The organism is Mycobacterium shottsii, assembly GCF_010728525.1.
Taxonomy (GTDB): Bacteria; Actinomycetota; Actinomycetes; order Mycobacteriales; family Mycobacteriaceae; genus Mycobacterium; species Mycobacterium marinum.
In genome coordinates, this window is record NZ_AP022572.1 from 2133317 (window position 1) to 2158452 (window position 25136).

Here is a 25136-nt window from a genome sequence, read left to right on the forward strand (position 1 = left end):
CGATACCGCTGGCATGAAGCCGATTTCGGCATCGCCTCGATCAGAGCCGCCACCAGGGGTTGAATCGCAACGGCCCGGCAGGATCGATGCGCTGACCGGGCAGTGGCACGGCCACCTGGACCTGGTCTGATTCAGCGGCTTTGAGCAGTCGCTCTACCGGTTCCGCCCACGGGTGCGGCGCCAACCGGAAAGTCCCCCAGTGAATCGGCACCAACAGCCCCGAACCCGTGTCACTGACATCCAGGTGCGCCCGGACCGCCTCCTCGGGATTCATATGGATGTCCGGCCACCCAGTGTTGTAGGCGCCGATGGGCATCAAGGTCAGGTCGAACGGACCATGATCGGCCCCGATCTCGGCAAAACTCTTGGTGTAGCCGGTGTTCCCGCCGAAGTAGGCGCGATGCGTCGGTCCTACGAAGGCCCACGACGCCCACAGGGTGTTGTTGCGGCTCATGAAGCACCCGGAAAAGTGCCGTGCCGGCATGCAGATCATGCTGGGCTCGCCGACCTGGGCGCTCTGGTGCCAGTCGAGTTCGATGATGCGATCCTCGGGGACGCCCCACGACCGCAGATGTGCCCCCACCCCCAACGGCACAAAAAACGGCGCCCGCTGACTACGGACCAGCGCGATCACGGTGTCGATGTCGAGATGGTCGTAGTGGTCATGGCTGATCACCACCGCGTCTACGGCGGGCAACCCGTCGAGCTGGACCGGCGGCGGATGCAGCCGCTGTGGGCCGACCAGATCCGAGGGCGAGCACCGGTCGCTCCACACCGGGTCGGTCAACACCCGGTAGCCGTCGATCTCGACCATCGCCGTGGAGTGGCCGAACCAGCTCACGGCCAGCCGGCTCGCGTCGCCCTGGTACACCTGCGGAGCAGCCAGCGGGATCGGCTTGGCCGGGCGGCTCCCACCTCGATTCGCGAGTAGCTCCCAAGCAAGGAGCCGCATTTCTTCACGATTCAGAGTGAACACCGAGGCGGGGTCGAGGTTGACGAATACACCGTCGCGATAGTTCGGCGATCCATCCGAGGCGGCCTCGATCGCCGCAGGATCGGCACCCAACGCAGCTGGCGCTCCGTGCAGCGCCCGCATCAGCCATCCGCCGGCCGCTAGCGAAGCGGTGCCGGCGGCCAGTCTTAGTGCCCGGCCGACCATGTTGGATTACGCCCCCTGGAACTTCGGCGGCCGCTTCTCCACCCGAGCGACCTGCGCCTCGATGACGTCCTGGCTTCCCCAGGCCTTGTCGAACAGCTCCTTGTGCTCCGGCCACGGTTGCTCGATGGAACCGTCGTCATTGAGCACTCGCTTGGCATGCTGGATCGCCAACGGCGCCAGACCGGCGATCTCGGCGGCCCAGGACTGTGCATCGGCCAACGTGCCGATGCGGTTGGCCATCCCGGTGTGCAGCGCCGTCTCGGCGGTCAACTTCTCCGCGGTCAGCAGCATCGCGCGCGCCCGTCCGTGCCCTACCAGCGACGACAGTCGGCGGATGCTCCAGTTATCCAGGGCCAGGCCATATTTAGACGTAGGGAACTGGAAAAACGCTTCGGGAGCCACGGCCCGCAGGTCACACTGCATGGCCAGCTGCAAACCGGCGCCGATGGCAGGCCCATTCACGGCACCGATAACCGGCATCGGGGCTGCGTCCATCACGCGGTGCAGCTCGATGAGCCGATCGGGATAGTCAGCGGCAAACGCATCACCGGATAGATCCGCTCCCGCGCAGAACGCGGTGCCCTGGCCAGTGAGTACGACCGCGCGAACCGACCCGTCGCCGGCTTTTTGGATGGCCTCCCGCAGCTCCTCGACCAGCTGCGAGTTCAGGGCGTTGCGACGCTCCGGGCGCTGCAACTCGATGGTCATAACGGCTTCGACCTGGGAGATACCGATCATGGGGCAAGCCTATATAGCCTCATCGAGTGAGTCGTATCACCACCGACCAACTGCGCGACGCCGTACTGGACGAGGGCTCTTTCATCAGCTGGGATACGCCCCCGCTAGAGGTCCCGATATCGGAGTCCTACGCGCGCGATCTGGCCGACGCCCGAGCCGCCACCGGCCGTGACGAATCGGTGCTGACCGGCGAGGGCCGCGTGTTGGGGCGCCGGGTCGCGGTGGTGGTGTGCGAATTCGACTTTCTCGCCGGCTCGATCGGCGTGGCGGCCGCGGAGCGAATCACCGCGGCCGTGGAATGCGCCACCAGCCAACGGTTGCCGCTGCTGGCCTCGCCCAGCTCCGGGGGCACGCGCATGCAGGAGGGCACGGTCGCGTTCCTGCAGATGGTGAAGATCGCCGCGGCCGTCCGGCTGCACAAGCAGGCCCACCTTCCCTACCTGGTCTATTTGCGCCATCCGACCACGGGCGGGGTGTTCGCGTCATGGGGTTCGCTGGGCCACGTGACGGTGGCCGAACCGGGGGCCCTGATCGGCTTCCTGGGTCCCCGGGTCTACGAGCTGCTCTACGACGAACCGTTTCCCGCTGGCGTCCAGACCGCGGAGAACCTGCAGCGCCATGGTGTCATCGACGGCGTGGTCACGCTAGACGAGCTACGACGCACACTGGATCGCGCATTGACGGTACTCACCGACGCGCCAGCGCCAGCGCCAGCGGCGCCAGCTCCCACTGCGATACCGGATGTTCCGGCGTGGACTTCGGTGCTGGCATCGCGACGACCCGACCGGCCGGGGGTGGAACACCTGCTGCGTTACGGGGCCACCGACCGAGTGCTGCTCTCCGGGACCGGTTACGGCGACGCGGCGACCACGCTGCTCGCGCTGGCCCGCATGGCCGGTCAGCCAATGGTGGTGCTTGGCCAGCAAGGGATCGGTGGCGGGATCATCGGACCGGCGTCGCTGCGCGAGGCTCGCCGCGGCATGGCACTGGCCGCCGAGCTGCGGCTGCCGCTGGTCCTGGTCATCGACACCGCCGGCCCCGCATTGTCCGCCGATGCCGAGCAGGGTGGGCTGGCCGGCCAGATCGCCCAATGTCTGGCCGAGTTGGTGACGCTGGGCACCCCGACGGTGTCGGTGCTGTTGGGGCAGGGCAGCGGCGGGCCGGCGCTGGCGATGGTGCCCGCAGACCGGTTATTGGCCGCCCAACACGGCTGGCTAGCTCCACTTCCGCCGGCGGGCGCCAGCGCGATCGTCTTCCGCGACACCACCCACGCCGCCGAGCTCGCCGCAGCGCAAGGCATTCGATCGGCGGACCTGCTGGCCGCCGGGATCGTCGACGTCATAGTTCCCGAACTCCCCGACGCCGCAGCTGAGCCAGTCGAGTTCGCCCAACGACTTTCGATCGCCATCGCGACCGAGGTTGCCGCGCTGCGTGAGATACCCGACGCCCAGCGCATGACGGCTCGACTCGCGCGGTACCGCAGCATCGGGCTCCAGCGCGACCGCTGACCTGCGGCGGTGCCGTTTAGCGGTCGGGCTTCGGCCCCGCTGCGGCGATTTTGGTGTGGCAGGTTAGCCAGGATCGAATGCGTGGCGGAGGCACGGGAGAATCAGCAAGGCCGGTTCGGTAATGTGATGCTGGGTCTGCGCAGCTCGCTCGATTCTCCCGTCAGCACCGCCTACCCCGCACGGCAGGAATCATTCTAAGCTGCCGCGAGAGTCCAATTCGAATTCAATTTCTCTTACAACAGCCTCTTTTTACCGACCAGGATCTGGCTAGCACCCGTGAGAGAGCTCGGTGATCGATTTTTAGACCCACGGCCGTTACCGCAGAGATTGCACCATTCCGCCAACGTGCGCAGGTCACTACGGAGGCGCAGCCGCATCGCCGCCACCCGGCGAGAGACCGGCTCCATGAGACAAACTTGTCCAATCCTGTTCCTTTACATCTCTTTTGAGACATGCATGTTAAATCTCACACTGAGGATCGTAAGGAAAATTCCCCTTTTGAATAAGAAGCGAACGCCTAATATGGACACCGTCAAGTTTCAGCAGTACGGTCAGCTACGTGCCCCACGACCATCCAGCGAGCCCGCTCTCGCATCGGCTTGCCGAAGCAGGATCGGTTGCTGCCGTTGCTAATCGGGGCCGCCACCCCGAACGGCGCCGCGTTCACTGCAAGCTGCGCAGCTGGCCACCATCGGATTCCCCACAACGACCGGATGTCATGACGGCGCGCCGGCAACATTGCGCACACCGGCCCTTGCGGATGGCATGGTGCGGCAACACCGTTCACCTCCACACCGCCATCTCCGGCAAACCCATTGGCGCCCGCACCCATCCTGAGCTGGTGGTTCATGCAGTTCGATGGCTATCCCATACATCAAATCGCGCTATTGCGACCGTCTCGAGACGAAAGTCGGCGCCGCGGCCCATGGAAGCGGCAACGCGCTCGATCCCGAGAAATTTTTGCGAGTTTGTAGATAGATCAACTACGCAGGGGTCTGTGATGGCTTCAGCCGGCGGGTGCGGTTGAGGATCGTTGGTTCGGGTTGAATGGGCGCGCGGGCGCGGGGAGTGGTATTGGTTACGGGTAGAGGGCGGGCGTTGGCGGGGGGCTTACCGCGGGATTTATTGTTTACCTGGATACAACGGTATTACTTGTAGCTTTCGGTGCTATTTCGGCAAGTTTTCCGGAGGCATCCTCATCCGCCCGGTCGTGGGTGCTTGACGCGTATTTCATTGTGTTTGCCGCGTTGATGGTGCCGGGCGGGCGTTGGGCAGATCAGTTCGGTAGCCGCAACGTCTTCGCCATCGGTGTCAGCACGTTCATTCAGTCGTCTGTGGGTTGCGCGGTCGCGCCCACGTTGGGCGCGCTGGTTGCGGCTCGAGCGGCACAAGCGGTGGGTGCCGCGCTGATGGGGCCGGCTTCGCTTGCGCTGATTCTTCCTTATTTTGGTCGGGGTTCTCGGGCCACTGCGGTGTCGCTATGGGGTACCTCGGCGGCGTTGGCGGCGGCACTGGGGCCACCCCTCGGGGGGTTTCTCGCCGATACCGTGGGCTGGCGCGGGATTTTCCTCATCAACGTGCCGATCGGGTTGGCCGTGCTTGCCGGGTTGCGCAATGTCGACAACCGCGGCGATGCCGTGGCGGGGCAGCTGGTGAACACGAGCGCGATCGTCCTGATCGCTTCGGGTGTGGGGGCGCTGACGGCAGGCATCCTTGAAGGCCCGTCCTGGGGCTGGGGCCAGCCCCAGGACACTGCTGTTGCTGATTGCGGGTGCCATCCTGCTGGCCGCGGCGATGGTGGGGGTGGCACGCCACCACCGCCGCGCGGAGCCGATACACGATTTCGACAAGGGCCGTTTCTTCGCCGCCAATGCGGCGACCGCGATCTTCGGGGCCGGCTTCTATGGGTTGTTACTTGCCGTCGTGTTCTTGGCCTGACCCCGATCGGTTGATCCACGGCTTGTGAGAGTCTTGTGGCCCACGTTGTGGGCAGGAAGGCTCGACAAGATCATGGCGACGAGGAAACGGCACAGTCCGGAGCAGATTGTGCGCAAGCTGATGACCGCGGACGGGCTGTTGGCCGAGTGCAAGGACACCGCGGCGGTCTGCCGCGAGCTGGGGGTCTCTGAGGCTACCTACCACCGGTGGCGCAACCAGTTCGGCGGCCTGAAGGCCGAGGACGCTAAACGGCTCAAGGACCTCGAACGCGAGAACGCCGCACTCAAAAGGTTGTTGGCCGATGCCTAGTTGGAGAAGGACGCGCTGTGGGAGATCGCCCGGGGAAACTTTTAGGCCCGGAGCGCCGGCGGGCGGCCGTTCGTCATCTCCAGCGCGTGCTGGGGTCAGCGAGCGGTTTGCCTGCCGCGTCACCGGGCAGCACCGCGCCACCCAACGCCACGAACCGGTTGCGGGCACGCCGGCCGATCCGGACGCCGCTCTGAGGGAGTGGCTACGCGACTACGCCAACAAGCATCCTCGTCGCGGGTTCCGACCGGCCTACCACGATGCCCGCGGCGAAGGCTGGGAAGTGAACCATAAGAAGGTGCAACGGCTTTGGCGTGAGGAAGGACTGCGGGTCCCGCAGCGTCGCAAGTGCAAACGGCACGGCACCTCCACCGCCCCGCCAGAGGTAGTCGCCGATGCACCCGATCGGGTGTGGGCGGTGGACTTCCAGTTCGACGTGACCACCGATGGGCGGCCGATCAAGATCGTGTCGATCATCGACGAGCACACCCGCCAATGCCTCGGCGGTATGGTCGAGCGCAGCATCACCGGTGATCACCTCACCGAGGAGTTGGGCCGCATAGCCGCCGGGCGCGGGGCCTTACCCGCGGTGCTGCGGTGTGACAACGGACCCGAATTTTGCAGCGCAATGGCAGACTGGGCCGAGGGCCAGGTCGGACTCCACTTCATCCCGCCCGGCGAGCCATGGCGCAACGGCTATGTCGAGTCGTTCAACTCCCGCATCCGCGACGAGTGCCTCAACATCAATAGCTTCTGGTCACTGGCCCAGGCCCGTGTCGTCATCGGCGACTGGAAGCACGAGTACAACCATCATCGGCGGCATTCATCGCTGGGCTACCTACCGCCTGCCCGCTATGCTGCCGCCTGTACCCACCGATGAATGACTCTCGTTCGCCGCGGACCAGTTCACGGGGTCAGGCCATCAACACCGGGTTCGGCAATAGCGGTCACCTCAATACCGGCGGGTTCAACCAGGGCAGTCAGAACAACGGGTTCTTCTGGCGCGGGGACGCTCAAGGCCAAATCGGCTTCGACTACACCATCACCATCCCCGAGATCGCAGTGGGCTTTAACGTCCAAGTGCCGCTGGACATCCCGCTATCCGGCGATCTTGGCGAGATCAGACTGAGCGAATTCATGCTGCCCCCGATACACCTCAATCCGGTCGACGGAAACAGCCTGACCGGGACGATTGGGCCGATTGTGGTGGATCCGATCACGATTACGGGTCCGCAGGTGGATTTGATGGTGGGGGTCTGGGGGAGTCGTTGCAGTTGGCGTTGTCGGGTCCGGGTGTGGATCCGGTGGTGATTCCGGTGGCGCATGTGCCGGCGGTGGCGGGGTTTGGGAATACGACTAGTGCGCCGTCGTCGGGGTTCTTCAATAGCGGTACGGTTAGTTCGTCTGGTTTTGGGAATGTGGGTGGTGGTTCGGGGTGGTGGAACTTTGCGTCTGGGGGTGTGGGGTATTCGGGTGTGGGCAATGTGGGGGCGTTGGGTTCGGGTGTGTTCAACCTTGGTGATGGGGTGTCGGGGTGGGTGAACACGATTCCGAGCATGGGTTCGGGTGTGGGCAATGTGGGTGATGGTTTGGCGGGGTTGTTCTCGCAGGGGGCCGACAAGATCAGTGTGTTTGGTCTCGGTGTGGCTAACCATGGTGGGCTGAATGTGGGTAGCGCCAATGTGGGTGATGCGAACCTGGGTAGTGCGAATGTGGGTAGCGCCAATGTGGGTGGCGGCAATGTGGGTGATGGCAATGTGGGTGTGGCCAATGTGGGTGATGGCAATGTGGGTGGCGCCAATGTAGGTGGGGCCAATGTGGGTGGGGCGAATACCGGGGATGGTAACTGGGGGTGGGGGAATACCGGTGGGGGGAACATCGGTTGGGGTAACACGGGTGTGGGTAATTTCGGGTTTGGGAATCAGGGGTCGGGCAACATTGGGATTGGGCTGAGCGGGGATCATCAGGTTGGGTTTGGTGGGTGGAACTCCGGGAGCGGGAATGTGGGGTTGTTCAACTCCGGTGACGGCAATATCGGGTTCTTCAACTCTGGGTCGGGCAACTTCGGGATTGCTAACTCGGGCAGTTTCAACACCGGGATCGCGAATGCGGGTTTGACCAACACGGGCTGGTTCAACTCGGGGCTGGCCAACACGGGGTGGGGTAATGCGGGTGCCTACAACTCTGGTGGGTTCAACGCCGGTGCCTACAACACGGGTTCGTTTAACCCGGGTCATGTGAACACCGGCTGGTTTAACACCGGGGACACCAACACCGGGCTGGGCAACAGCGGCAACATCAATACCGGGGCGTTTGTCTCCGGGGACATGAACAACGGCTTCTTCTGGCGCGGCACCGGCCAAGGCCTGATCGGCGCCGACTACACCATCACCATCCCGCAGATCCCGCTGACCATCGGTGGAGGCGGAATTCTCAACATCCCCATCACCGGCCTCACCGTGCAGTCCTTCACAGTGCACGGGGTCGGGAGCGCCGCCACACCGATACCGGTGAATTTGCACCTCAATGTCGATGGAGAGTCCGGAGGGGCGACGGTCAGCGTCCACATCCCGAATACGGATGTCAGCTTCGACGTCCACGTGGACGGGCTACCGATCACGTTGGATCTGCCGCTTGACTCCGAGGTGCGTCCCATCGTGGTTCCGGACATCCCCATCAGCAGAATCCCCATCGTTCTTTCGCTGGGCAGCGACTCCACCTTGCTCAATACCGCGATCGGCGCGGGCATCGGCCCCATCTCCATTCCGATTCTCGATCTGCCGACGGCACCTGGCTTCGGCAACGCGACCGGTAGCCCTTCGTCGGGATTCTTCAACTCGGCTCCCGGGGGTGTATCGGGCTTCGGCAACGTCGGCGACACCCTCTCCGGAGTGTGGAACTTCGGCTCCTATGCCTCCGGACTGCAGAACTATGGCGGCAGCCTCCTCTCGGGTATCACCAACCTGGGTGGCGCAACCTCTGGCCTCGGCAACACCAGCGACCTTGGCCTGGCGATAGCAGGCGTTATCTCCGGTATCGGGAATGTCGGCAGTCAACTGTCCGGTCTTTTCCTCGAGGGCTCGGTGCCCTAACCGGCTGTCGAATGCGGTAGTCACCGGTCACATCACTGACGCTGACAAGTAGGGTTTCCGGGCAGACGCTGACCATCCCCGAGCGAAACGGACGGTTGCACATGGGAATCCTGGACAAGGCGAAAGACCTGCTGGCGCAGAACGCCGACAAGGTCGAGACGGTCATCGACAAGGCCGGCGAATTCGTCGACGAGAAGACCGAGGGGAAGTACTCCGACACCATCCACAAGGTGCAAGAGGGGGCCAAGAAAGTCGCTGGTCCCGGCGCCGCGGGCGAGCAGCAGAACTGATCACATGGCGAAACTTTCCGGGTCGATCGACGTGCCGCTGTCTCCGGACGAGGCATGGATGCACGCATCCGATCTCTCCCGCTTCAAGGAGTGGCTGACGATCCACCGAGTGTGGCGCAGCACGTTGTCCGAAACCCTCGAAAAGGGTGCGGTCGTCGAATCAATCGTGCAGGTCAAGGGCATGCACAACCGCATCAAATGGACCATCGTGCGCTACCAGCCGCCGGAAGGCATGACCCTCAACGGTGACGGGGTCGGCGGCGTCAAGGTCAAGCTGATGGCCAAGGTTGCAGCCGGAGAAGAAGGCTCGGTCGTCAGCTTCGACGTGCACCTTGGTGGGCCGGCTCTGTTCGGTCCGATCGGTATGGTCGTCGCCGCGGCGCTGCGCACCGATATCAACGCATCGCTGCGGAACTTCGTCACCGTATTCGCCCCGTCGGCCGCCGGCTAACCCGAGGCGGCTCCGGGCGCACGTCGCGGGCGCGTAGCCACCTTGTTGACGCGGAGGCCGAAATCCGTTCCGTCGGGGCCCGCGGAAGGCAACTTCGAGTGCTCAGGTGCGTTATTGGACGCGCTGCTGGGGCCCTCCTGGGTGCCCGGTCCTGGCGCCCACCGGAGCGCGCGGTGCGCCGGTGGGGCCCTCCGCGGTGCCGGGTCTGTCGTGGGTCAGTGCGGCGATTAACTGTGCCTGTTGGCTGGCTGTGTTGGTGAGTTTGGCGAGCGCTCCGGTTGTCCCCGAGAGCCCGGTGAGCCGGCGCAAGGGTGCGGCTAGCTGAGCCATCGCGGGTGGCGTGGCCAAGGCGGCCGGTTCGGGCAGTGTCGGCAATCCGGCCAAGCCGGGGACGGGCAAGTCGGGTGCACCGAAATCGGGAAAGCCGGGGCCCGGCAGCGTGGGCACGCTGAATTCAACAGAGCCGGGTAAGTCGGCCAAAGCGACCGAGATCTCAGCTGTCTCGGGGAGCTGCCCGGTGCGGTCAAACAGACCGGCGACATCGAATTCCGGATCGGAATGTGACGGCGGCAGGGGCGCACCCGCCAGCCCGGGAACCGGGTCGGACAGAGTTGGCAGGGTCGCCAGCATGTCGGTCAATTTTTTTGTCGCGGAATGCAATTCACTGTGGTCCTGGGATATGGTGTTGCACAGATCGACCAGGAAGCCGCTCAGGACGATCAACGCAACCGCGCATGCGGCTATCGCGACTTCCATCGAAAGAGCTTGGCCTTCGGGGCCATCTGCCAGTTCATACCAAAGGCAAAGCGCGAAGGTACCGATGAGCGCGATCCTCTCTACGATCAAGACATCGCGAACCCTTTCAATCGCTTTGGCTTGGGCGGAAACCAGCTTGCTGGTTTCATGGTCGAGATCGCCCATCAGCTTCACGCGCTGTGACTGTGCGAGGTTTTGGGCTAGGTAGGCCTGCGCCGCCAGGCCCTGCCAGCCGTCGTCGGGGCCAAGAGCGGCGATTTGGGCACTGAGTTCATCGAACTTGGCGCCGCTGGCCGCCAAGCGATCGCCGTTGTCCGGGGGCCCGTCGCCAAGCGATAGCTCCAGAGCGGTCATAAATCGCATAGTCCAACCGCAAACGCTGGATCCGCGCCGGCCCTCCGCGGAGCTTGCTACCGACCTTTCTCGTTCGAGTAGCCACTCAGCCAACTCCCGCGAATGCTCCAGCCACGTTTCCTGCGCCAGATCGCAAAAGATCTGCCAAATGTCCACGGGTTGCCTTTCCGGTCGCCTGCCAGGGGGATAGGACCACCGCGGTGCGTTATCGAAGAGAATGCTCGTCAGGGTGGCCTGGGTCAAGCTGGTCAGCGCGGATGCGTAAGTACTAGAACGTCATTCGGTGATCAGGGGTGGGTGATGACGGCCCCTCATCGATGGCGGATCGGGTTAAACTTCGCGACTGCCGATGAGTTTCTGGATCGGTCGTGGTCCATATCTGTGAACCCGCATCCGGGCCCACACACTAGGGAGGTCATCGTGCCCATCCGTAACGCCGCGCCGCTAGGCGCCCCCTGCTGGATCGACCTGACGACATCAGACATCGACCGCACCCAAGACTTCTACGGCACGGTTTTCGGCTGGACGTTCGAGTCGGCGGGACCCGAATACGGGGGCTACGTCAATGCCGCCCGTAACGGCCATCCGGTCGCCGGCCTGATGGCCAACAATCCCGAGTGGCAGGCGCCGGACAATTGGACCACCTACTTCCACACCGCTGACATCACCGCGGCGGCCGCCGCGGTGACCGCAGCGGGCGGCTCCAGGTGCGTGGACCCCATGGAGATACCCGCCAAGGGCTTCATGAGCATGGCGACCGACCCGGCCGGCGCGTTCTTTGGGCTGTGGCAGCCGCTTGGGCACCGTGGATTCGAGATCATCGGTGAGGCGGGCGCTGCGGTCTGGCACCAATTGACGACCCGTGACTACCACCCCGCGATCGACTTTTACCGCCGACTTTTCGGGTGGCAAAACGAACAAGTCGGTGACACCGACGAATTCCGCTACACCACCGCGTCCTTCGACGGTGAACAGCTCCTCGGGGTGATGGACGGCGCTAGGCTGCTGCCCGAGGGGGTGCCATCGCAGTGGAGCATCTTCTTCGGTGCCGAGGATGTCGACAAAACGCTGCGGATGATCGCCGGCAACGGTGGAGCGGTGGTGCGCGGCGCCGAAGACACGCCCTACGGCCGGCTGGCCGCGGCCAGCGATCCGACCGGGGCGAACTTCAACCTCTCGTCACTGCGGGCCTAGCCCGACGACACCACGCTGGCCCGGCGGTCGGTTGCCCGGGCCTAGGTGGCATTCGACTAATCTCGCAATCATGACTCGCCGGTTGCGCCCTGGTTGGCTGGTCGCCCTGTTTGCCGCGGTCATGGGAGCCAGCGCCTGGATGCCGTGGCTAACCACGGCGGTTGGTGGCGGGGGTTGGGCGAATGCCATCGGCGTTGCGCACGGCAACCTGGAACTACCGACCGGCTTCGGCGCCGGCCAGCTGATCGTGTTGCTGTCCTCGACGCTACTGGTGGCTGGCGCCATGGTGGGCCGCGGTCTGTCGGTCAGGCTCTCTTCGATTGCTGCCCTGGTTATTTCCTTGCTCATCGTGGCGCTCGCGGCGTGGTACTACAAACTCAACGTCAATCCACCGGTGTCGGCGGAGTACGGGCTCTATGTTGGTATCGGCAGTGCGGTGTGCGCGGTGGCATGCTCGCTGTGGGCGGTGGCCGCCGCCGCGTTCGGCGGTCGATCGACGCGCTAAAGTCCTCAGCCGGAAGGGAATTCGCGAATTCCCGACGCGGCGCTTTCACCGGGTTCGTTGACTCCGCACACGAAGGGTGCGAACACCACCTCGCGTCCATCCGGATCACGGAAGGTGACCGCTCCCAAGGCTTCCCAGTACGGGTGCTGCTGGACTGGTTCGATCGCCGCCTCCCTGAGGCGTGCGATAGCCGCTTGCTGTGCGGGCTGGTCGGGGAAGTAAAGGCATAGCTGTTCGTGGTGATCGACCGCGACGGTGTCGACCGACTCGACGATCTCGAGCGTCAGATTCCAGCTGGGTAGCCCGAATATCGCGCCGTTGCTGCCGAAACTGTCCCCGAACGTCTCGAAGAGCGGAAGGCCCACCAGTTCGCGGTAAAACCGGACGGTTTCTTCGAAGTTCGACGAGCGGCGAGCAAACCGCATGGCGCCGATCGAGGCAAGTTCATGGGGCCAATGGGTGTGCCGGCGTCGCTTCATGTCCGTTCCTTGGCGGTTAGAGCCCGATAGCGCTGGGCGCCGAGTCGGCATGGTGCCAGCGGCGCAATTCATTACCCGGCACCCATGTTGAATGGGTTCCGCTGGAAATGCGTTCCTGCAGTTCCAGTTTGCACACCGGGCCGTCGGCGATTCGGGCGGCGTCGAAGACCAGGCAATACGAGGCGTCGTCGTTCATGTCGGTGGTCAGGGTTACCAGGTAGCCGTCATCTTCGGCCGAACTGCCCACCCGTGGAGCCATTTGGGTCTCACTGCCATAGACACCTTCCCCAAACGAAATGCTTTCCTGATTGCCGGTCAACAGATCATGTTTGACCAAACCGTCGAACAGGAACCAGCCCGGTTTACCGGTCGCCGCGTAGGCGTAGCGATATTGGCGGGCGGCATAGTCGGAATTGATGGTCCCGAACTCGGTGATGGACTCGGACAGCCGTTCTTCCTTGACCGCGCCGGTGACCAGGTTGAGCCGCCATCGGTGCAATCGGGTCTGCAGGCGATCCAGCGCCAGGAAGCGGAACAGCTTTTCCCACTTGGTGCTGCTGGCGCTGGTTTCGAGGGGGTGGGGCGCGCCCTCGAAGAAGCCGTCGAGCACGATCTCGTCGCCTTCCTCGTAAGCGTTGGTGAAATGCAGGACGAAGGTCGGATCCGCCTCGAACCACCGGATGTCGGCAGTGCTGCCCCGGCGGGGAATCACCGCGAAGCGCGACGGCATGTCCGGGTAGAAGCGCGGCAGATGAAGGTTGTGTTCGAGCAGCTGCGGATCCCAGAAAAGGGGGAAGTCGTTGAGGATGGCGTAGTTCTCGGTGAAGGCCATGTCATGCGGCAGCCTGGGCCCGGGCAGCGGGATGTCGACGTAGTGCGCCAGTTCGTTGTCCTGGTCGACAACGCCGTAGCGCATATACGGTTCTTGCTTGCTGTAGTTGAAGAAGAGCAGCTCGCCGGTCTTGCCGTCGACCTTGGGATGCGCGGATACGCCCCAGTCGAACGGGAAGTGTCCGCTCCAGGTCTCTTTGCCCAGCGTGGTGGCCGACGACGGATCCACCCGGTAGAGGTCCCCGCACTGGTAGAAGCTGGTTAGTGCGATGCCCCGGTGCACGATGACGTCGGTACTGGACGCGTCCTTCATCAGCGTGCGAGCACCCCAGCCCTGGTCACGCTTGGCCAGTTGTATTGGCTCGGCCAGTCCGGGCCACAGCGGTTCGCCCGCCTCGTTTTCCGCCTGGAAACCATCCGTCTGGATAAAACGGTTGCGGTAGAAGGCCTTTCCGTCACGAAAGCCGACCACGTGCAGCATGCCGTCTCCGTCAAACGGGTGATAGGTCTTGAATGCCGGATGCAGTGGATTCTCGGTGTTGCGCAGGTAGATGCCGTCGAGGTCATGGGGGATCTCGCCCTCGACCACGGTCAGGTCGTCAGCGTTCCATTCGGTGGTTTGCGGCCGCCACGGCCCGGTGCGATATGGGTGGTCGTCGTCTTCGGGAAGAGTGGACAGATACTTACCGACGATCTCGACATCCATGTCATGCGTCCTTGGTTGTGCTGACAACGAAACTGACGGTGGTGGCGGTGCTGCCGCCGAAGTTCAGCGTGCCGAACTTGGTCGCGTTCTCAACCTGATAGTCGCCGGCCGCGCCGCTGACCTGCTTGGCCGCATCGAGCAGCATTCGTACGCCGGAAGCTCCGACCGGGTGGCCGCCACCGATCAGTCCTCCGCTCGGGTTGATGGGCAGACGTCCGCCGATCTCGATCTCACCGTTTTCGATGGCCTTCCACGATTCCCCCGGGCCGGTCAGCCCGATGTGGTCGATGGCCAGGTACTCGCTGGGGGTAAAGCAGTCATGGACCTCGAACCCGTTGAGGTCATCGAGGCTCACGTGTGCGCGGCGCAAGGCGTCGAGCGCCGCTTTCCGCACATGCGGCAGCACGTATTGACCCGACTCACCTTGGGCCGGGCGGTCGAGTTTCTGTTGCAGACCCAGCCCCACGGTGCAATGCCCCCAGCCGTCGATGCGGCCGATCGGGCGCGCACCCGGATGGTCGCGCAGATAGGCATCGTTGACCAGGACCAATCCCGCGCCACCGTCGGTCATTTGACTGCAATCCAACCGCCGCAGCCGGCCTTCGGTGATGGGATTGGTGGCATCGTCGTCGGTGATTGGATCCGGGATCGTCCATCCCCGAGTTTGGGCGTTGGGGTTGCGGCGCGCGTTGGCGTAGTTGAGTTGGGCGATGCTGCGCAGGTGCGTGTCGTCCAGGCCGTAGCGTCGGTCATATTCGTCGGCAACCTGCGTGAACACCGACGGCCACAGGTAACGCGCTTCGGCACCCTCGTGTCCGGTCCAGCCCGCCGCGCCCAGATACTGTGCCGCGGTGTCGCCGGGCACCGTCTTCTCCAGCTCGAGCCCGACAACGAGCGCGCTGTTGTAGAAACCCGATCGCAGATCGGCGATCGCGGCCAACGTTGCCACGCTGCCCGACGCGCACGCCGCTTCATGACGGGAGGCCGGGGTATCCCAGAGGCCATCGGACACCGTCGCGGGCATCGCACCCAGATGGCCCTGCCCAGCAAACATCTCGCCGAAGGCATTGGCGACATGTACGACCCGGATGTCGGCGGCATCAATCTGGGCCGCGGCCAGCGTGCTCGGGACCACCTCAGCGGTTAGGTCCGCAAAGTCGCGGTTTTCCTTGATGAGGTTGCGGGCGAAGTCGCTTTGATAGCCGCCCAGAATCCACACACCCGTTGTGCCGTCCATAAGCGGCACGGTACTCCTGGTCGGCGTGCGTGCTCCTTCATATCCCGAGAGCCGTGTCGAGGACCGCAAAAGCGTCGGGAATAGGCCGGAAAAAGTCGGTCCCGTCGGCTCTCGGGCTGAACCGACGGGACCTAGGTAGGCGTATAGGCCGGCCGATACGCCCCCCTTCGGGGAAACATTGCCATCCGCGGCCGATGACAAACATGTTCGGCGAACCCGGCTAGGATTGGGGGGAATCGATGGCTGGGATTGGTCAGGGGCGGGCGGCCGGTGGCCCGCCGGCCGGCGGCGGTTTCTGGATAACCACCACCGTCGGCTTGCGCTGTGGCTGTTCGTCTTCGTTGGTCGCCGACTCGCTGGGGCTACGACTGCCCGCGCCGGTTGCGCCGCGTCCGGCCAGACTCGCCAACGCCATCCCGCTGAGCAGGCCGGTCGGAGCCACGCCGCCGATGTCGGGACCGGCAGGCGCGCTCAGCCCGCCCGCGCTGGGCAGCGATTCGACGGCCAACCTGATCTCGGGGGCGGCCATGGCCCAGCTGTGCGGCACCGACAGGGCGCCGACCAATGCCGCATGTCCCACAAACGCCGAGGTGGGCACGACGTTGGGCGCGGACACCAACACCTCGGCGTCGGGCCGCTCCGTACCCAGGGTGTTGCCCTGTGTCGGTGCCACCCCACCGCCGTTCGGTTGGGCGTGGTCATTGTTGGTGCTGTAGCTCCAGGGCCTGGCGGTGTTCACGGCGGAAAGGCTCAAGCTGGCTGTCGCGGCGACCGCGATGTAGGCGGCCAACAGGTCCAGTTCGCCGACCGGGGTGGGGATGGAGATCGCGGCCGGTGCCGCCAGGTCCGAACCGGCCGGGATTGTGGGTACCTCCGCCGCGAGTCCCTGGGCCGTATCGGTAGCCGTGGTCGTCGGCTGGCTCGCGGTGGTTTGCGCGGTTGTGCCGGCGGCCGCGGCGCCCGCTGCCGTGCTCGCCTGCGCGCCGCTTGGGTCGGTCGACTGCATGGGCGAGGTGAACGCGGCCAACGTCGACGCGGCCTCCGATGCCGCCGAGTACTGGTACATGACCGCGGCGTCCTGGGCCCACATCTCGGCGTACTCGGCCTGCAGCGTCTCGATTGCCGGAGTGTTCTGTCCGAGGACGTTGGCAACCACCAATGACGCCACCTGGCTGCGATTGGCCGCGATCAGCGGCGGTGGCACAACGACCGCAAACGCCGTCTCAAATGCCGTCGCCGCCGCCCGGGCCTGTGCGGCGGTTTGCCGAGCCTGCTCGTTGGCAACGGCCAACCAGGTCGCATACGGCGCGGCCGCGGCCGCCATCGACGCCGATGCCGGACCCATCCACGATTCGAGCGTGAGGCCCGAGACCACCGAGGCATAGGACGCGGCGGCGGAATTCAATACCGTGGCAAGCCCATCCCAGGCGGTGGCCGCGGTCAGCATGGGCGCTGCCCCCGGGCCCGTATACAACAGGCCCGAGTTAACCTCAGGTGGTAAAGCCCCGAAGTCCGTTGCCAACACCTTCCTTAGCCAGCCGCAATCACGTTCGCGGCCTCGGCGGCCTCGTAGGACTGCGCACCGGCGGCCAGCGCGGCGACAAACCTGTCGTGAATCGCCACGGCCTGGGCGCTCACCATTTGATAGAGCTGGGCATGTGCGCTGAACCGCGCGGCGGTCAACGCGGACACCTGGTCGGCCGCCGCTGGCGCCACGCTGGTGGTGGGAGCAACGGCGGCCGCGCTCTGCGCGCTGACCGCCGAACCGACCTCCTGCAAACTCCCGGCCGCCGCCGCCAGCCGCTCCGGTTGGGTGACCACAAAGCTCACCAGATCCTCCCAACTCCCATCGCCCATCACCGACCAGCCGCCAGTTCCCACCGGTCCCATCAGAAGCGCCAAGCCGCTGGTCTGAAGCCACGCGATCGGCATGGTTGAGAACCCGGACAGCAAAGCAACTCCCTGGCTGCAGGGTACTTGCTCTGGTGCGCGACGGGCCCGGGTTTGGCCTCGATCGTTATTGGATTTGAAGAATTCTGCTCTCGGTGCGTCCGGCACAGGTCGATGTGGCGTCGTCGCACGCTGGGTTGGGCTCGCGAGGTGCGTCCACAGCAAAGCCCCCGCGGCGGTGGATTGGGCCCCTAGTCGTGCGCCAGTGCCACCATGTCGGGCGCCAGCACATCGGTGAGCGCCGACCAGGGCACCGTGATCACCGGAAGCCCGTGGCCAAACTGGTAGTCGAAGAAATGCAGCTCGATGCCCTGCGATGTCGGAATCCAGTTGGCGAAGTTCTCCGCGATGGGCCTGTTGCCAGGCTCGTCGAGCATTGGGCTCGGGCCGCCGCCCCACACCTTCGGAAAGATCAGCTTGGTTTGCTCGGAAAGCCGCTCCAATCCCGCCTGTTCGTTTGCGAACAGGTCGGCAAGGGTGATGGGCTTGGCGCTTCGGCTATCGATAACGATGGTGCTGACGTAGTTGTTCGGGTGCGCGGCCTCTTTGGCCGAGTGAACGCCGGTGATGACTTCTGCGATGGCGACGGGGCGGAATGTGACCGCTGAATGTGATTCGAAGTCCCACTGGGTATCGGGGCCCGTCTCGGCGCGCATCTGATCGAGTTGCTGATGCCCCGACGCGTCGCTGGCCTGGTTGAAGGCGTCTCTGACGCCGGCATCGCCGCCGGCGAGCTGACCGATGTTCACATCCCATCGGCCCAGATTGTCGGGGGTGGCGCCGGTAACCGAGACCATTGTCACCTCGTAGGTGTCGCCGTTGGACACCCCGGACTTCGCGCCGGCGGCCGCGGCGGTGGTTGGCGACGTCGTCGCCGTCTCGCTCGTCGAGGAGGAGGCGGCTGTCGTCGGCGGTGAGGCGGTCTGGGGCGCGCACCCAACCAGGCCCGCAGCGGGCAGCGCGATCGCGATTGCGGCGCTCAACATTCGCGACACTTGGGCAGCCCGGGATGCAAGGCGTGCTGGGATCGGAAGCGCTGCAAAAGGATTCAATGATTCGTTATCGCTAGCGTGTGGGCACTCGACATTTGGATCGTACGCAACGCCGTCGACCAAGCAAATCTCCGGCAAGCATCACGAGAAATGCCCGTGAAGCGTCCTCGGTGGATCACGTAAAAATGCCCGCGAAACGGTCGATCCTCAGCAGGCATGGGAAGTGGGCTGTCGATGTCGTCTCGGGCCGAGATCACCGCGAAGTTCGCCAGGGCGTATGTGGGGGCGCCGAAGGCGGACAAGGGGCAGATTCTGGATCAGGTGGTGGCGGTCACCGGCTGGTCGCGTGACAACGCCCGGCGGCGGTTGAGGGCGGCGGCCGCGCCGCCGGGAGCGGGTCGGCAGGTCGCCAAACGGACTCGCCGGCAACGCAATCCGAAGTACTCTAGGATGCGCTCAAGGTGTTGCAGAAGGTGTGGGCGGCCTCAGGCGGGCAGTGCGGCCGGTACCTGGCCGCTTCCATGGCACTTCAGTTGGATGCTCTAGAACGCCACGGCGAACTGGTGGACGGCCGTGACCGTTACGGCCCGGCGGTGCGTGCCGAGCTGTTGGCGATGAGCAGCGCCACGATCGACCGCTACCTGCGCGGCGCCAAGGCCCGCGACCAGATCTCGGGTGTGTCGACGACGAAACCCTCCCGCTGCTGCGGTCCTCGATCACCATCTGCAAAGCAGGCGATGAGGCCGAAGAATCTCCGGGGTTCTTCGAAGGCGACACCGTGGCGCACTGCGGCCCGACACTGAAAGGTGAGTTCGCCCGCACGGTCAACCTCACCGACATGCACATCGGCTGGGTGTTCACCCGCACGGTGCGCAACAACGCCCACCCCACATCCTGGGCGCCCTCAAAACCGGAATTACTAAAATCCCTATAAGGTAACGGGTTTGGACTTCGACAACGGCACCGAATTCCTCAATAAGGCGGTCATCAAGTGGGCCGCGGACATGGAGATCTTCTTCACCCGCTCACGACCCTACAAGAAGAACGACCAGGCCACCATCGAGTCCAAAAACAACCACCTCGTGCGTCGCTACGGGTTCTACTACCGCTACGACACCGACGAAGAACGCGCCGTGCTCAACCGGCTGTGGCACCTGGTCAACGACCGGCTCAACTACCTGACCCCACCATCAAACCCATCAGCTACGGCTGCAGCCGCGACGGTCACCGCCGCCGGCTCTACGACAAGCCCCAGACCCCTGGACCGGCTGCTGGCCGCCGGAGTCCTCTCAGCGGCCCAACAAACAGAGCTGCTCACCTACCGCAAAAGCCTCAACCCCGCCGCGATCGCCCACCAGATCGCCGACCTGCAAGCCGCCCTGCTCAGACTCGCCAAAGACAAGACCGAACAGCTCTACCTCACCGCCATACCCGCCGCTCTACCCGCCCTCAAAGCCGGCATCCGCATCAAAAGCAAGACCACCACCTGACCCCGATTTCGCGGGCATTCCTTACCTGATGCATGAACCAGGTTTCGCAGGCATCTTGACTCGATGCATCACGATCTCCGGGTGACGAGCCGGACCGGGCGGCCGCGATGGCTAGCTCCTGCTCTGATGCTCCTTCGGCAACAGCGCCGCGACGTGGAGGACCTTGCGTCCGCAAAGCGCGACCAATCCGGGTACCGTGAGCGCGAAGCGAGAACGGTCCGGGGAGGTTGCGCGCACATGGAGTGCTTGATGGCTGAACTTGACTGGCTTGTAACCTAATTCGTGCCCTGCGTCGCGCACTGTTGAAAGGCTGCCTTTCTCGATGTGGATCATGCTGCTCAGTGCTCTTGTGCGGCAGCTGGGACGACAAGCGTGGAACGGGAAGCTGGGCGGCGCAGAGGATCGGGCACGCCACCGACGTTTCGTATCCGGCATCGATGGGGATGAATGACAGTTGTCGGTGGGCATTTTCGCTATCGGCAACATTGCAGGACCACGCCGTGGACGGGCGCCGTGGCCTGTATTCGACCGCATCCGAAGATTTTCCACCGCCAGTCGGTCCAGCTCATCGACCTACTGGAGGTGCCCCTGGCGGAGCGGGGCATCGAGCCGGACGCTCGCAGTGGCTCCGTCCTCTAGTGGTCGTGATCGGACTGGCTGGTGCGTATCACGATGGGTCCAGCGTGAAGTCGGCAAAGTCAAAGCCCGGCACCACCACACAACTGACCAGGGTGGGTTCGTCGCCGAGGGGCCAGGCGCGTTGCCAATGTCCGGGTGGAATGAGAAGCTGCGGACGTTGTCCGGCTCCGACGTCTTGGCCAATTACATGTCTTGTCGCAGTTGATTTTTCGTCTCCGACGTCCACCGCCAGTGGGCTGCCGCGATGGAAGAACCACAGCTCGGCGCTGGTCACGCGGTGCCAAGCGGAGTGCTGGTTTGGCATGAGCAGGAACAGGATCGCGGTGCCGGCGCTGCGTGGGCCGTCGTATTCGGCTGGCAACGAGGACTGACCGAGTGTCAGTGCACTACGCCAAGTTTCGCGGAACCAGCCGACCTCGGGATGGGGGGATAAGTCCAGACTTCGAGCCCAGTCCGGCAGTGTCTGCGCCGCCGTCGAATCGTCGCGGTCGTCAATTATGTCGAAGGTTTGTGGGCTCCTCATGCCTTCGAAGCTAGGTATGCCGCATTGATCTGGCCACTAACGGGCACGAACTGTGCGTTAGATCACAGGCTGGAGGTCGCGGACTCCGAAAAGGCAGTGCGCCAAGACATTGTCGAAATCGTTATGAGAGCGCGGGGGAGAATCGCTGGGCTGTCCGCCGGGGCGGCGCTGAAGGGGTGGGCTATCGCGGGTTGTTCGAGTGGGTGTCGACGGTTCGTTGGTCACGCGGGCGGGGTAAGGCGGGCGCCAGACTGCAATGCCGGCCCTATTGGTAGTTCCTGTGGCGCTTGGCGGACCAGGCTCGGTAGAACATCAACACCGCGAGTCCTCCGGTGCTGATCAGGCCCAGGGCCGAGCCGTGACTGCACACATTGATCGCGAACAGGACCAGCGCTAGCCCGGACATCGCTGCGTAGAACGTCGCGCTGTACTGGGGTTTCCTCGTCCCGCGCGCATCCTGGTCGTCGTTGGCGCGGCTGGGATTGGGCACGCCAGTCATCGTTGCATGCGAGTCCGCGCGCTCTCGGCATGGTCGGTTGCGTCCAGCCCGGCAGCGACCGCAGTCGGGCCAGCGGTGATTTGACCGATCGCGGCGGTTTCGGCGCGGGTTCCACCGATACGGGTTGTGGTCACGACCCCGACGCTGGAAGCTTGAGTACAGTCGTAGGCGTCGACATAGCGCCAAGGCGAACCGGCTGGCAGCAGTGCATGACCCATTGTGCAGGTGTTGAGACAGGTGGTCGCGAAGCGGCGGGTCTTGCGTCGAAGTGGTTAACGCTTGATTGCTTGAACGGTGTAGGTCATCGGAATCCGGTCGCGATCTTCGGCGAGGATGAATTCGCCGTCGTAATCCGGGCTGGGGATCATGGCATCTACCAACGGATTCCATGGGACTTCGCGATGCTCTTCGAGGCCGGTAACCATCAGTCCGACGTCGTTGAGCGCGGTGAAGATCTCGCCGAGCCCATGATTGAAATGGATGATCTGGGGTGAGGCGACAGTTCCGTTACCGGCATAGGTTTCATGCTCGACGAACGGGATGCCACTAGTTTCAAAGTATGGGTATTCAACGACGACAAGCCTGTCGGGTCGCGGATCGCTCAGCGCCCACAAGAACGGATGGCCCTCGCGCATGAACAGCCTTCCACCGGTCCGGAGCAGGCTTGCGACAACATCGGCCCAGCGGCTGATGCTAGGAATCCAGCACAATGCCCCGAGGCCGGTGTAGACGAGATCGAAACGCTCAACACCGAGTGCTTGCACCGCGTCATAGACGTTGGCCCCTACGAAACCGACATCGGCTCGGGCGCGCATCGCCAGGTCCCGGGCGGCTTGCAGCGCGGCGGGGAGAAGTCCAAGCCCACCGTTGATCGTGGCCCCAGCCGAGACAACGAGACCGTATCGGTGCCAATGTGACACTGCAGATGGGCGATATCGAGGCCATCGAGTTGTCCGAGCCTCGGCAGTTCATATCGAACTTCTGCAGACAGAAAATCGGGATCGTCGAAGCTGTCGAGGTCGTATCCATTGGGCCCGGTGTGCAGCGGCACGCGCGACTCCCAATTCGCCAGATTCAGGCTGCGCCAACTGGCAGCCATCGGACGTTGTGACACGTCATCCATGCCGACAGGATTGCATGCGCGGAAGCCGCTCCCCGACTCGCACCCAGCCGCAAGTTCCTCTCGCCAGGCGTGGATGCAGTGGATGATTGGTTTGCTGTCGTGGCCTGCCCCGTATCGGCGACAGCATCGCAGACCAGAACGCCAGCCTGCCCGCGGACAAGCGGGTCACGTCCGTCTCCGGCCGGGCCCGTGCCCGGCATCCGACGGTCGAGCTTTTCAGGTCGACTCGAACGAATCGACAAACCACCGGCAATAACGGACTGATACCGCCGCGCGGCCATGCATACCCCCTCATCCAAGGAGTGTCAAAGATCAATCCTGCGACACCGGCTTTGGGGGAGCCTGCAAGCTCACCTGGTATTGGTCGCGAATGAGGTCCTGAACCGGCGATATGCGCCAATCGGTACCGCGTGAAACCATGCCGGTTTGCAGGTTCACCGACCGAGCACCGAGCGCAGATCGGCGTTCGATTTCGGGCTCCGCAACGAGCGTGGCCCCGGCTGCGGCCGAGGGCTGTGAACGCGCCGCACAATGGTTGCCGCACAGCCAGTCCCGGGCATGGTGAAACACCTAAGTGTGTTGGTGGATGATAGCTTGTAGCGCATAGGCCGTGCTTGTCCAATAGTTGGACAAGGGTGATCCCGGGTTGACGCACCCGTTTCACCTGGGCTTTTCAGTCGGCGGTCGACATCCATGAATCGAACGCCATGACCATGGTCGCCCGCGACACCGCCGAAGCTCCCGAGTGGGACGCCTCGGCAGCCCGCGACTTCCTTGAGAGAAAGGTAAGCGTCTGTTGTGTAACAGTTTTCATCACATACCACCCGCGCGCACATCCAGCCGAGTAACGGTCGACGTTGTGACTGGTCAGCGGCTGGCGGGTCTACGTGGTCGCCTGCGATCGGCAGGCGTCCTTCATCGTGGCCGCGACGTCCAGCTCGCAGGTGATCGATCATGACATCGCCAGTATGGATGGGTTCACCGCCCGAGGTGCATTCGACGTTGCTGAGTTCGGGTCCGGGTGCGGCGTCGTTGCAGGTGTCGGCGTCGGCGTGGACGTCGCTCGGCGCCGTGTATTCCTCGGCGGCTGACGAACTCACCGCCGTGGTGGTCGTTGGTGAAACCGAGGTGTGGGAGGGGATGGGTGCCGCGAGTTATGCGGCTGCGCACCAGCCGTGTGTAGCGTGGTTGATGAGGAACGGAGCCGAAGCCGAGGCGATGGCGGCCGAGCATGAGGCGATGGCCGCCGCGTATTGCGCCGCGCTGGCGGCGATGCCCACGATGGGCGAGTTGGCCGAGAATCATCTCGTTCACGGTGTGTTGCTCGGGACTAACTTCTTTGGCATCAACACCGTTCCGATCGCCGTCAACGAGGCTGACTACGCGCGCATGTGGGTCCAAGCCGCAACTACCATGTCCGCCTATGACGCGGCCTCAACCGTGTTTTCGGCGCGAGCGCCACAAACGACCCCTGCACCACGACTAATCCACTCCCTTAGCGATAACGCCCCGAATGTGTTGCCGCAGGCTGCAAGCGTGCTGGGCAGCTGGTCGGAGTTTTGGGAAGAATTCTTATACAACCTCGGCGAGATCTTCTCTTATGCCTGGGATTCCATGGTGGTGCTCGGCATGGATATCGGCGAGTACCTGGGTGATCCCATCGGCTTCTTGATAGCGGCGGTCATCGGCTTTTTTTGGGGGCTTCGCGTATGGAGCTGTGTATGAAGCGGTGGCTGGGCTTCTGTTGGCGCACAGCGTGTCCGAGGCCATGGCGATCTTGCTCGCTTTCGCCAGCGTGCTTGCGCTCGATTTTGCAGTGACCGCGATGGTGCTCAGCGCCGTTGCCGTGCCACTTGCCGCCGCGATCGCTGTGCCAATCGCATTGCCGATCGCATTGCCGTTGGGCATTGATGCGTATGTCCGGGGTTCATCGGACCTCGGTGTGGGCGTGGCAGACGCTGGTTTGCGGAGTGTGAGTGTGTCGTCGCTGACGCAAAACATTCACACTCCAACGCAACTGGGAGGTCTTGCCGGTGTTCAGTCGGTGCCTGGGCCGAATGATGCCGCGGCGGGTATCGATCAAGATTCTGTGAGGCATGGGTTGGCAGGATCGGCGGGTGCGGGGGATGTGCAGTCGTGGGGGTTTGTCGGGACGTCGGGTTCAGCGAGAGGGGAGCCATCGGGCTTGTCGGTGTTGGGTGCTGAGTCGGGGGGCCTGCGGGTGCCGGTGTTGCCGTCGTCGTGGGATCTGAGTTGGTCGAAGTGATCGGCTTTGATGGTGGTTTGTTGGCCGTGCTACGGCCAGTGCATCGTCACCCTCTCAGTGTGGCTGGCGCGGCCACAACGCCGACCCATCCAGCACCCACCCGCCTACTT

The 25136-nt window shown here is 64.0% G+C and carries 24 protein-coding genes and 5 pseudogenes; 17 read left to right on the forward strand and 12 right to left on the reverse strand.

The window, feature by feature from the left end; all coding sequences use genetic code 11:
- Positions 1–40: 40 nt before the first annotated feature.
- A complete protein-coding gene (locus G6N41_RS10110) occupies positions 41–1159 on the reverse strand; it encodes an MBL fold metallo-hydrolase (RefSeq protein WP_198967259.1) in 1119 nt (372 codons plus the stop codon).
- A gap of 6 nt (positions 1160–1165) precedes the next feature.
- Complete coding sequence (locus G6N41_RS10115; protein ID WP_198967260.1) at positions 1166–1897, reverse strand: enoyl-CoA hydratase; 732 nt, start codon at positions 1895–1897, stop codon at positions 1166–1168.
- A 26-nt stretch (positions 1898–1923) separates the two neighbouring features.
- Between G6N41_RS10115 and G6N41_RS10120 the strand changes: the two genes are divergently transcribed.
- From G6N41_RS10120 to G6N41_RS10150, 8 genes and pseudogenes are all read left to right on the forward strand, one after another.
- Entirely contained in the window at positions 1924–3405 is a 1482-nt protein-coding gene (locus G6N41_RS10120; RefSeq protein WP_198967261.1) for a carboxyl transferase domain-containing protein, read from the forward strand.
- Positions 3406–4574: 1169 nt separating this feature from the next.
- Positions 4575–4949, forward strand: a pseudogene (locus G6N41_RS28365) (MFS transporter); the annotation flags it as partial.
- Between the two features lie 169 nt (positions 4950–5118).
- Positions 5119–5343 carry a hypothetical protein gene (locus G6N41_RS28370; protein WP_231608909.1) on the forward strand — a complete coding sequence of 75 codons (225 nt, stop codon included), beginning with the start codon at positions 5119–5121 and terminating at the stop codon, positions 5341–5343.
- 72 nt (positions 5344–5415) lie between these two features.
- A pseudogene (locus tag G6N41_RS10130) lies at positions 5416–6529 on the forward strand (IS3 family transposase).
- Positions 6526–6960: a pentapeptide repeat-containing protein gene (locus tag G6N41_RS10135; RefSeq protein WP_198967262.1), complete on the forward strand. Its 435-nt coding sequence runs from the start codon at positions 6526–6528 to the stop codon at positions 6958–6960. Before G6N41_RS10130 ends, G6N41_RS10135 begins: the two are co-directional and overlap by 4 nt.
- Positions 6945–8741: pseudogene (locus G6N41_RS10140) on the forward strand (beta strand repeat-containing protein); the annotation flags it as partial. The gene G6N41_RS10135 and the pseudogene G6N41_RS10140, both read left to right, overlap by 16 nt.
- A gap of 101 nt (positions 8742–8842) precedes the next feature.
- A complete protein-coding gene (locus G6N41_RS10145) occupies positions 8843–9031 on the forward strand; it encodes an antitoxin (RefSeq protein ID WP_011738542.1) in 189 nt (62 codons plus the stop codon).
- A 4-nt stretch (positions 9032–9035) separates the two neighbouring features.
- A complete protein-coding gene (locus tag G6N41_RS10150) occupies positions 9036–9482 on the forward strand; it encodes a type II toxin-antitoxin system Rv0910 family toxin (protein WP_198967264.1) in 447 nt (148 codons plus the stop codon).
- Between the two features lie 111 nt (positions 9483–9593).
- Here G6N41_RS10150 and G6N41_RS10155 read toward each other — a convergent pair whose 3' ends face one another.
- Positions 9594–10748, reverse strand: a complete 1155-nt coding sequence (locus G6N41_RS10155) for an EspA/EspE family type VII secretion system effector (RefSeq protein ID WP_259594279.1) — start codon at positions 10746–10748, stop codon at positions 9594–9596.
- Positions 10749–11012: 264 nt separating this feature from the next.
- On the opposite strand from G6N41_RS10155, the gene G6N41_RS10160 reads away from it, so the two are divergent.
- On the forward strand, positions 11013–11786 hold the full coding sequence (locus tag G6N41_RS10160; protein WP_198967265.1) for a VOC family protein: 774 nt from the start codon (positions 11013–11015) through the stop codon (positions 11784–11786).
- Positions 11787–11856: 70 nt separating this feature from the next.
- A complete protein-coding gene (locus G6N41_RS10165; RefSeq protein WP_012396159.1) occupies positions 11857–12291 on the forward strand; it encodes a hypothetical protein in 435 nt (144 codons plus the stop codon).
- A gap of 5 nt (positions 12292–12296) precedes the next feature.
- On the opposite strand, the gene G6N41_RS10170 is transcribed toward G6N41_RS10165, so the two are convergent.
- From G6N41_RS10170 to G6N41_RS10195, 6 genes are all read right to left on the reverse strand, one after another.
- Positions 12297–12770, reverse strand: coding sequence for a VOC family protein (locus G6N41_RS10170; protein WP_198967266.1), 474 nt, complete (start codon positions 12768–12770; stop codon positions 12297–12299).
- A 16-nt stretch (positions 12771–12786) separates the two neighbouring features.
- On the reverse strand, positions 12787–14307 hold the full coding sequence (locus tag G6N41_RS10175; protein ID WP_198967267.1) for a carotenoid oxygenase family protein: 1521 nt from the start codon (positions 14305–14307) through the stop codon (positions 12787–12789).
- A 1-nt stretch (position 14308) separates the two neighbouring features.
- A complete protein-coding gene (locus tag G6N41_RS10180) occupies positions 14309–15544 on the reverse strand; it encodes an acetyl-CoA acetyltransferase (RefSeq protein ID WP_198967268.1) in 1236 nt (411 codons plus the stop codon).
- 253 nt (positions 15545–15797) lie between these two features.
- Positions 15798–17066: a PPE family protein gene (locus G6N41_RS10185; RefSeq protein ID WP_198967812.1), complete on the reverse strand. Its 1269-nt coding sequence runs from the start codon at positions 17064–17066 to the stop codon at positions 15798–15800.
- 8 nt (positions 17067–17074) lie between these two features.
- Positions 17075–17374, reverse strand: a complete 300-nt coding sequence (locus G6N41_RS10190) for a PE family protein (RefSeq protein WP_011742041.1) — start codon at positions 17372–17374, stop codon at positions 17075–17077.
- Between the two features lie 311 nt (positions 17375–17685).
- Complete coding sequence (locus G6N41_RS10195; protein WP_198967269.1) at positions 17686–18489, reverse strand: DUF3298 domain-containing protein; 804 nt, start codon at positions 18487–18489, stop codon at positions 17686–17688.
- A gap of 231 nt (positions 18490–18720) precedes the next feature.
- Between G6N41_RS10195 and G6N41_RS10200 the strand changes: the two genes are divergently transcribed.
- The 4 genes from G6N41_RS10200 to G6N41_RS10215 are packed head-to-tail and all read left to right on the forward strand — an operon-like array spanning position 18721 to position 19976.
- On the forward strand, positions 18721–19032 hold the full coding sequence (locus tag G6N41_RS10200; protein ID WP_198968063.1) for a hypothetical protein: 312 nt from the start codon (positions 18721–18723) through the stop codon (positions 19030–19032).
- On the forward strand, positions 19008–19289 hold the full coding sequence (locus G6N41_RS10205; RefSeq protein WP_198965176.1) for a hypothetical protein: 282 nt from the start codon (positions 19008–19010) through the stop codon (positions 19287–19289). The genes G6N41_RS10200 and G6N41_RS10205 overlap by 25 nt, the downstream gene beginning before the upstream one ends.
- The gene (locus tag G6N41_RS10210) at positions 19265–19420 is read left to right on the forward strand and encodes a hypothetical protein (RefSeq protein ID WP_198965232.1); all 156 of its coding nucleotides are present in this window, start codon (positions 19265–19267) and stop codon (positions 19418–19420) included. Before G6N41_RS10205 ends, G6N41_RS10210 begins: the two co-directional genes overlap by 25 nt.
- A gap of 10 nt (positions 19421–19430) precedes the next feature.
- Positions 19431–19976 (forward strand): hypothetical protein, encoded by a 546-nt coding sequence (locus tag G6N41_RS10215; protein WP_231608911.1) that lies wholly within the window; start codon positions 19431–19433, stop codon positions 19974–19976.
- Positions 19977–20643: 667 nt separating this feature from the next.
- On the opposite strand, the gene G6N41_RS10220 is transcribed toward G6N41_RS10215, so the two are convergent.
- The 3 genes and pseudogenes from G6N41_RS10220 to G6N41_RS10230 all read right to left on the reverse strand — a co-directional run bounded on the left by G6N41_RS10220 (position 20644) and on the right by G6N41_RS10230 (position 22628).
- Positions 20644–21138 carry a cupin domain-containing protein gene (locus G6N41_RS10220; RefSeq protein ID WP_231608912.1) on the reverse strand — a complete coding sequence of 165 codons (495 nt, stop codon included), beginning with the start codon at positions 21136–21138 and terminating at the stop codon, positions 20644–20646.
- A 265-nt stretch (positions 21139–21403) separates the two neighbouring features.
- Complete coding sequence (locus G6N41_RS10225; RefSeq protein WP_231608913.1) at positions 21404–21628, reverse strand: hypothetical protein; 225 nt, start codon at positions 21626–21628, stop codon at positions 21404–21406.
- A gap of 281 nt (positions 21629–21909) precedes the next feature.
- Positions 21910–22628: pseudogene (locus G6N41_RS10230) on the reverse strand (class I SAM-dependent methyltransferase).
- Here G6N41_RS10230 and G6N41_RS28375 point away from each other — a divergent pair.
- From G6N41_RS28375 to G6N41_RS10235, 3 genes and pseudogenes are all read left to right on the forward strand, one after another.
- A complete protein-coding gene (locus tag G6N41_RS28375) occupies positions 22551–22748 on the forward strand; it encodes a hypothetical protein (protein ID WP_231608915.1) in 198 nt (65 codons plus the stop codon). The pseudogene G6N41_RS10230 and the gene G6N41_RS28375 overlap by 78 nt on opposite strands.
- Before the next feature lie 899 nt (positions 22749–23647).
- Positions 23648–23851 (forward strand): hypothetical protein, encoded by a 204-nt coding sequence (locus G6N41_RS28380; RefSeq protein ID WP_231609071.1) that lies wholly within the window; start codon positions 23648–23650, stop codon positions 23849–23851.
- Positions 23763–25026, forward strand: a pseudogene (locus G6N41_RS10235) (PPE domain-containing protein). Before G6N41_RS28380 ends, G6N41_RS10235 begins: the two are co-directional and overlap by 89 nt.
- Positions 25027–25136: the final 110 nt, after the last annotated feature.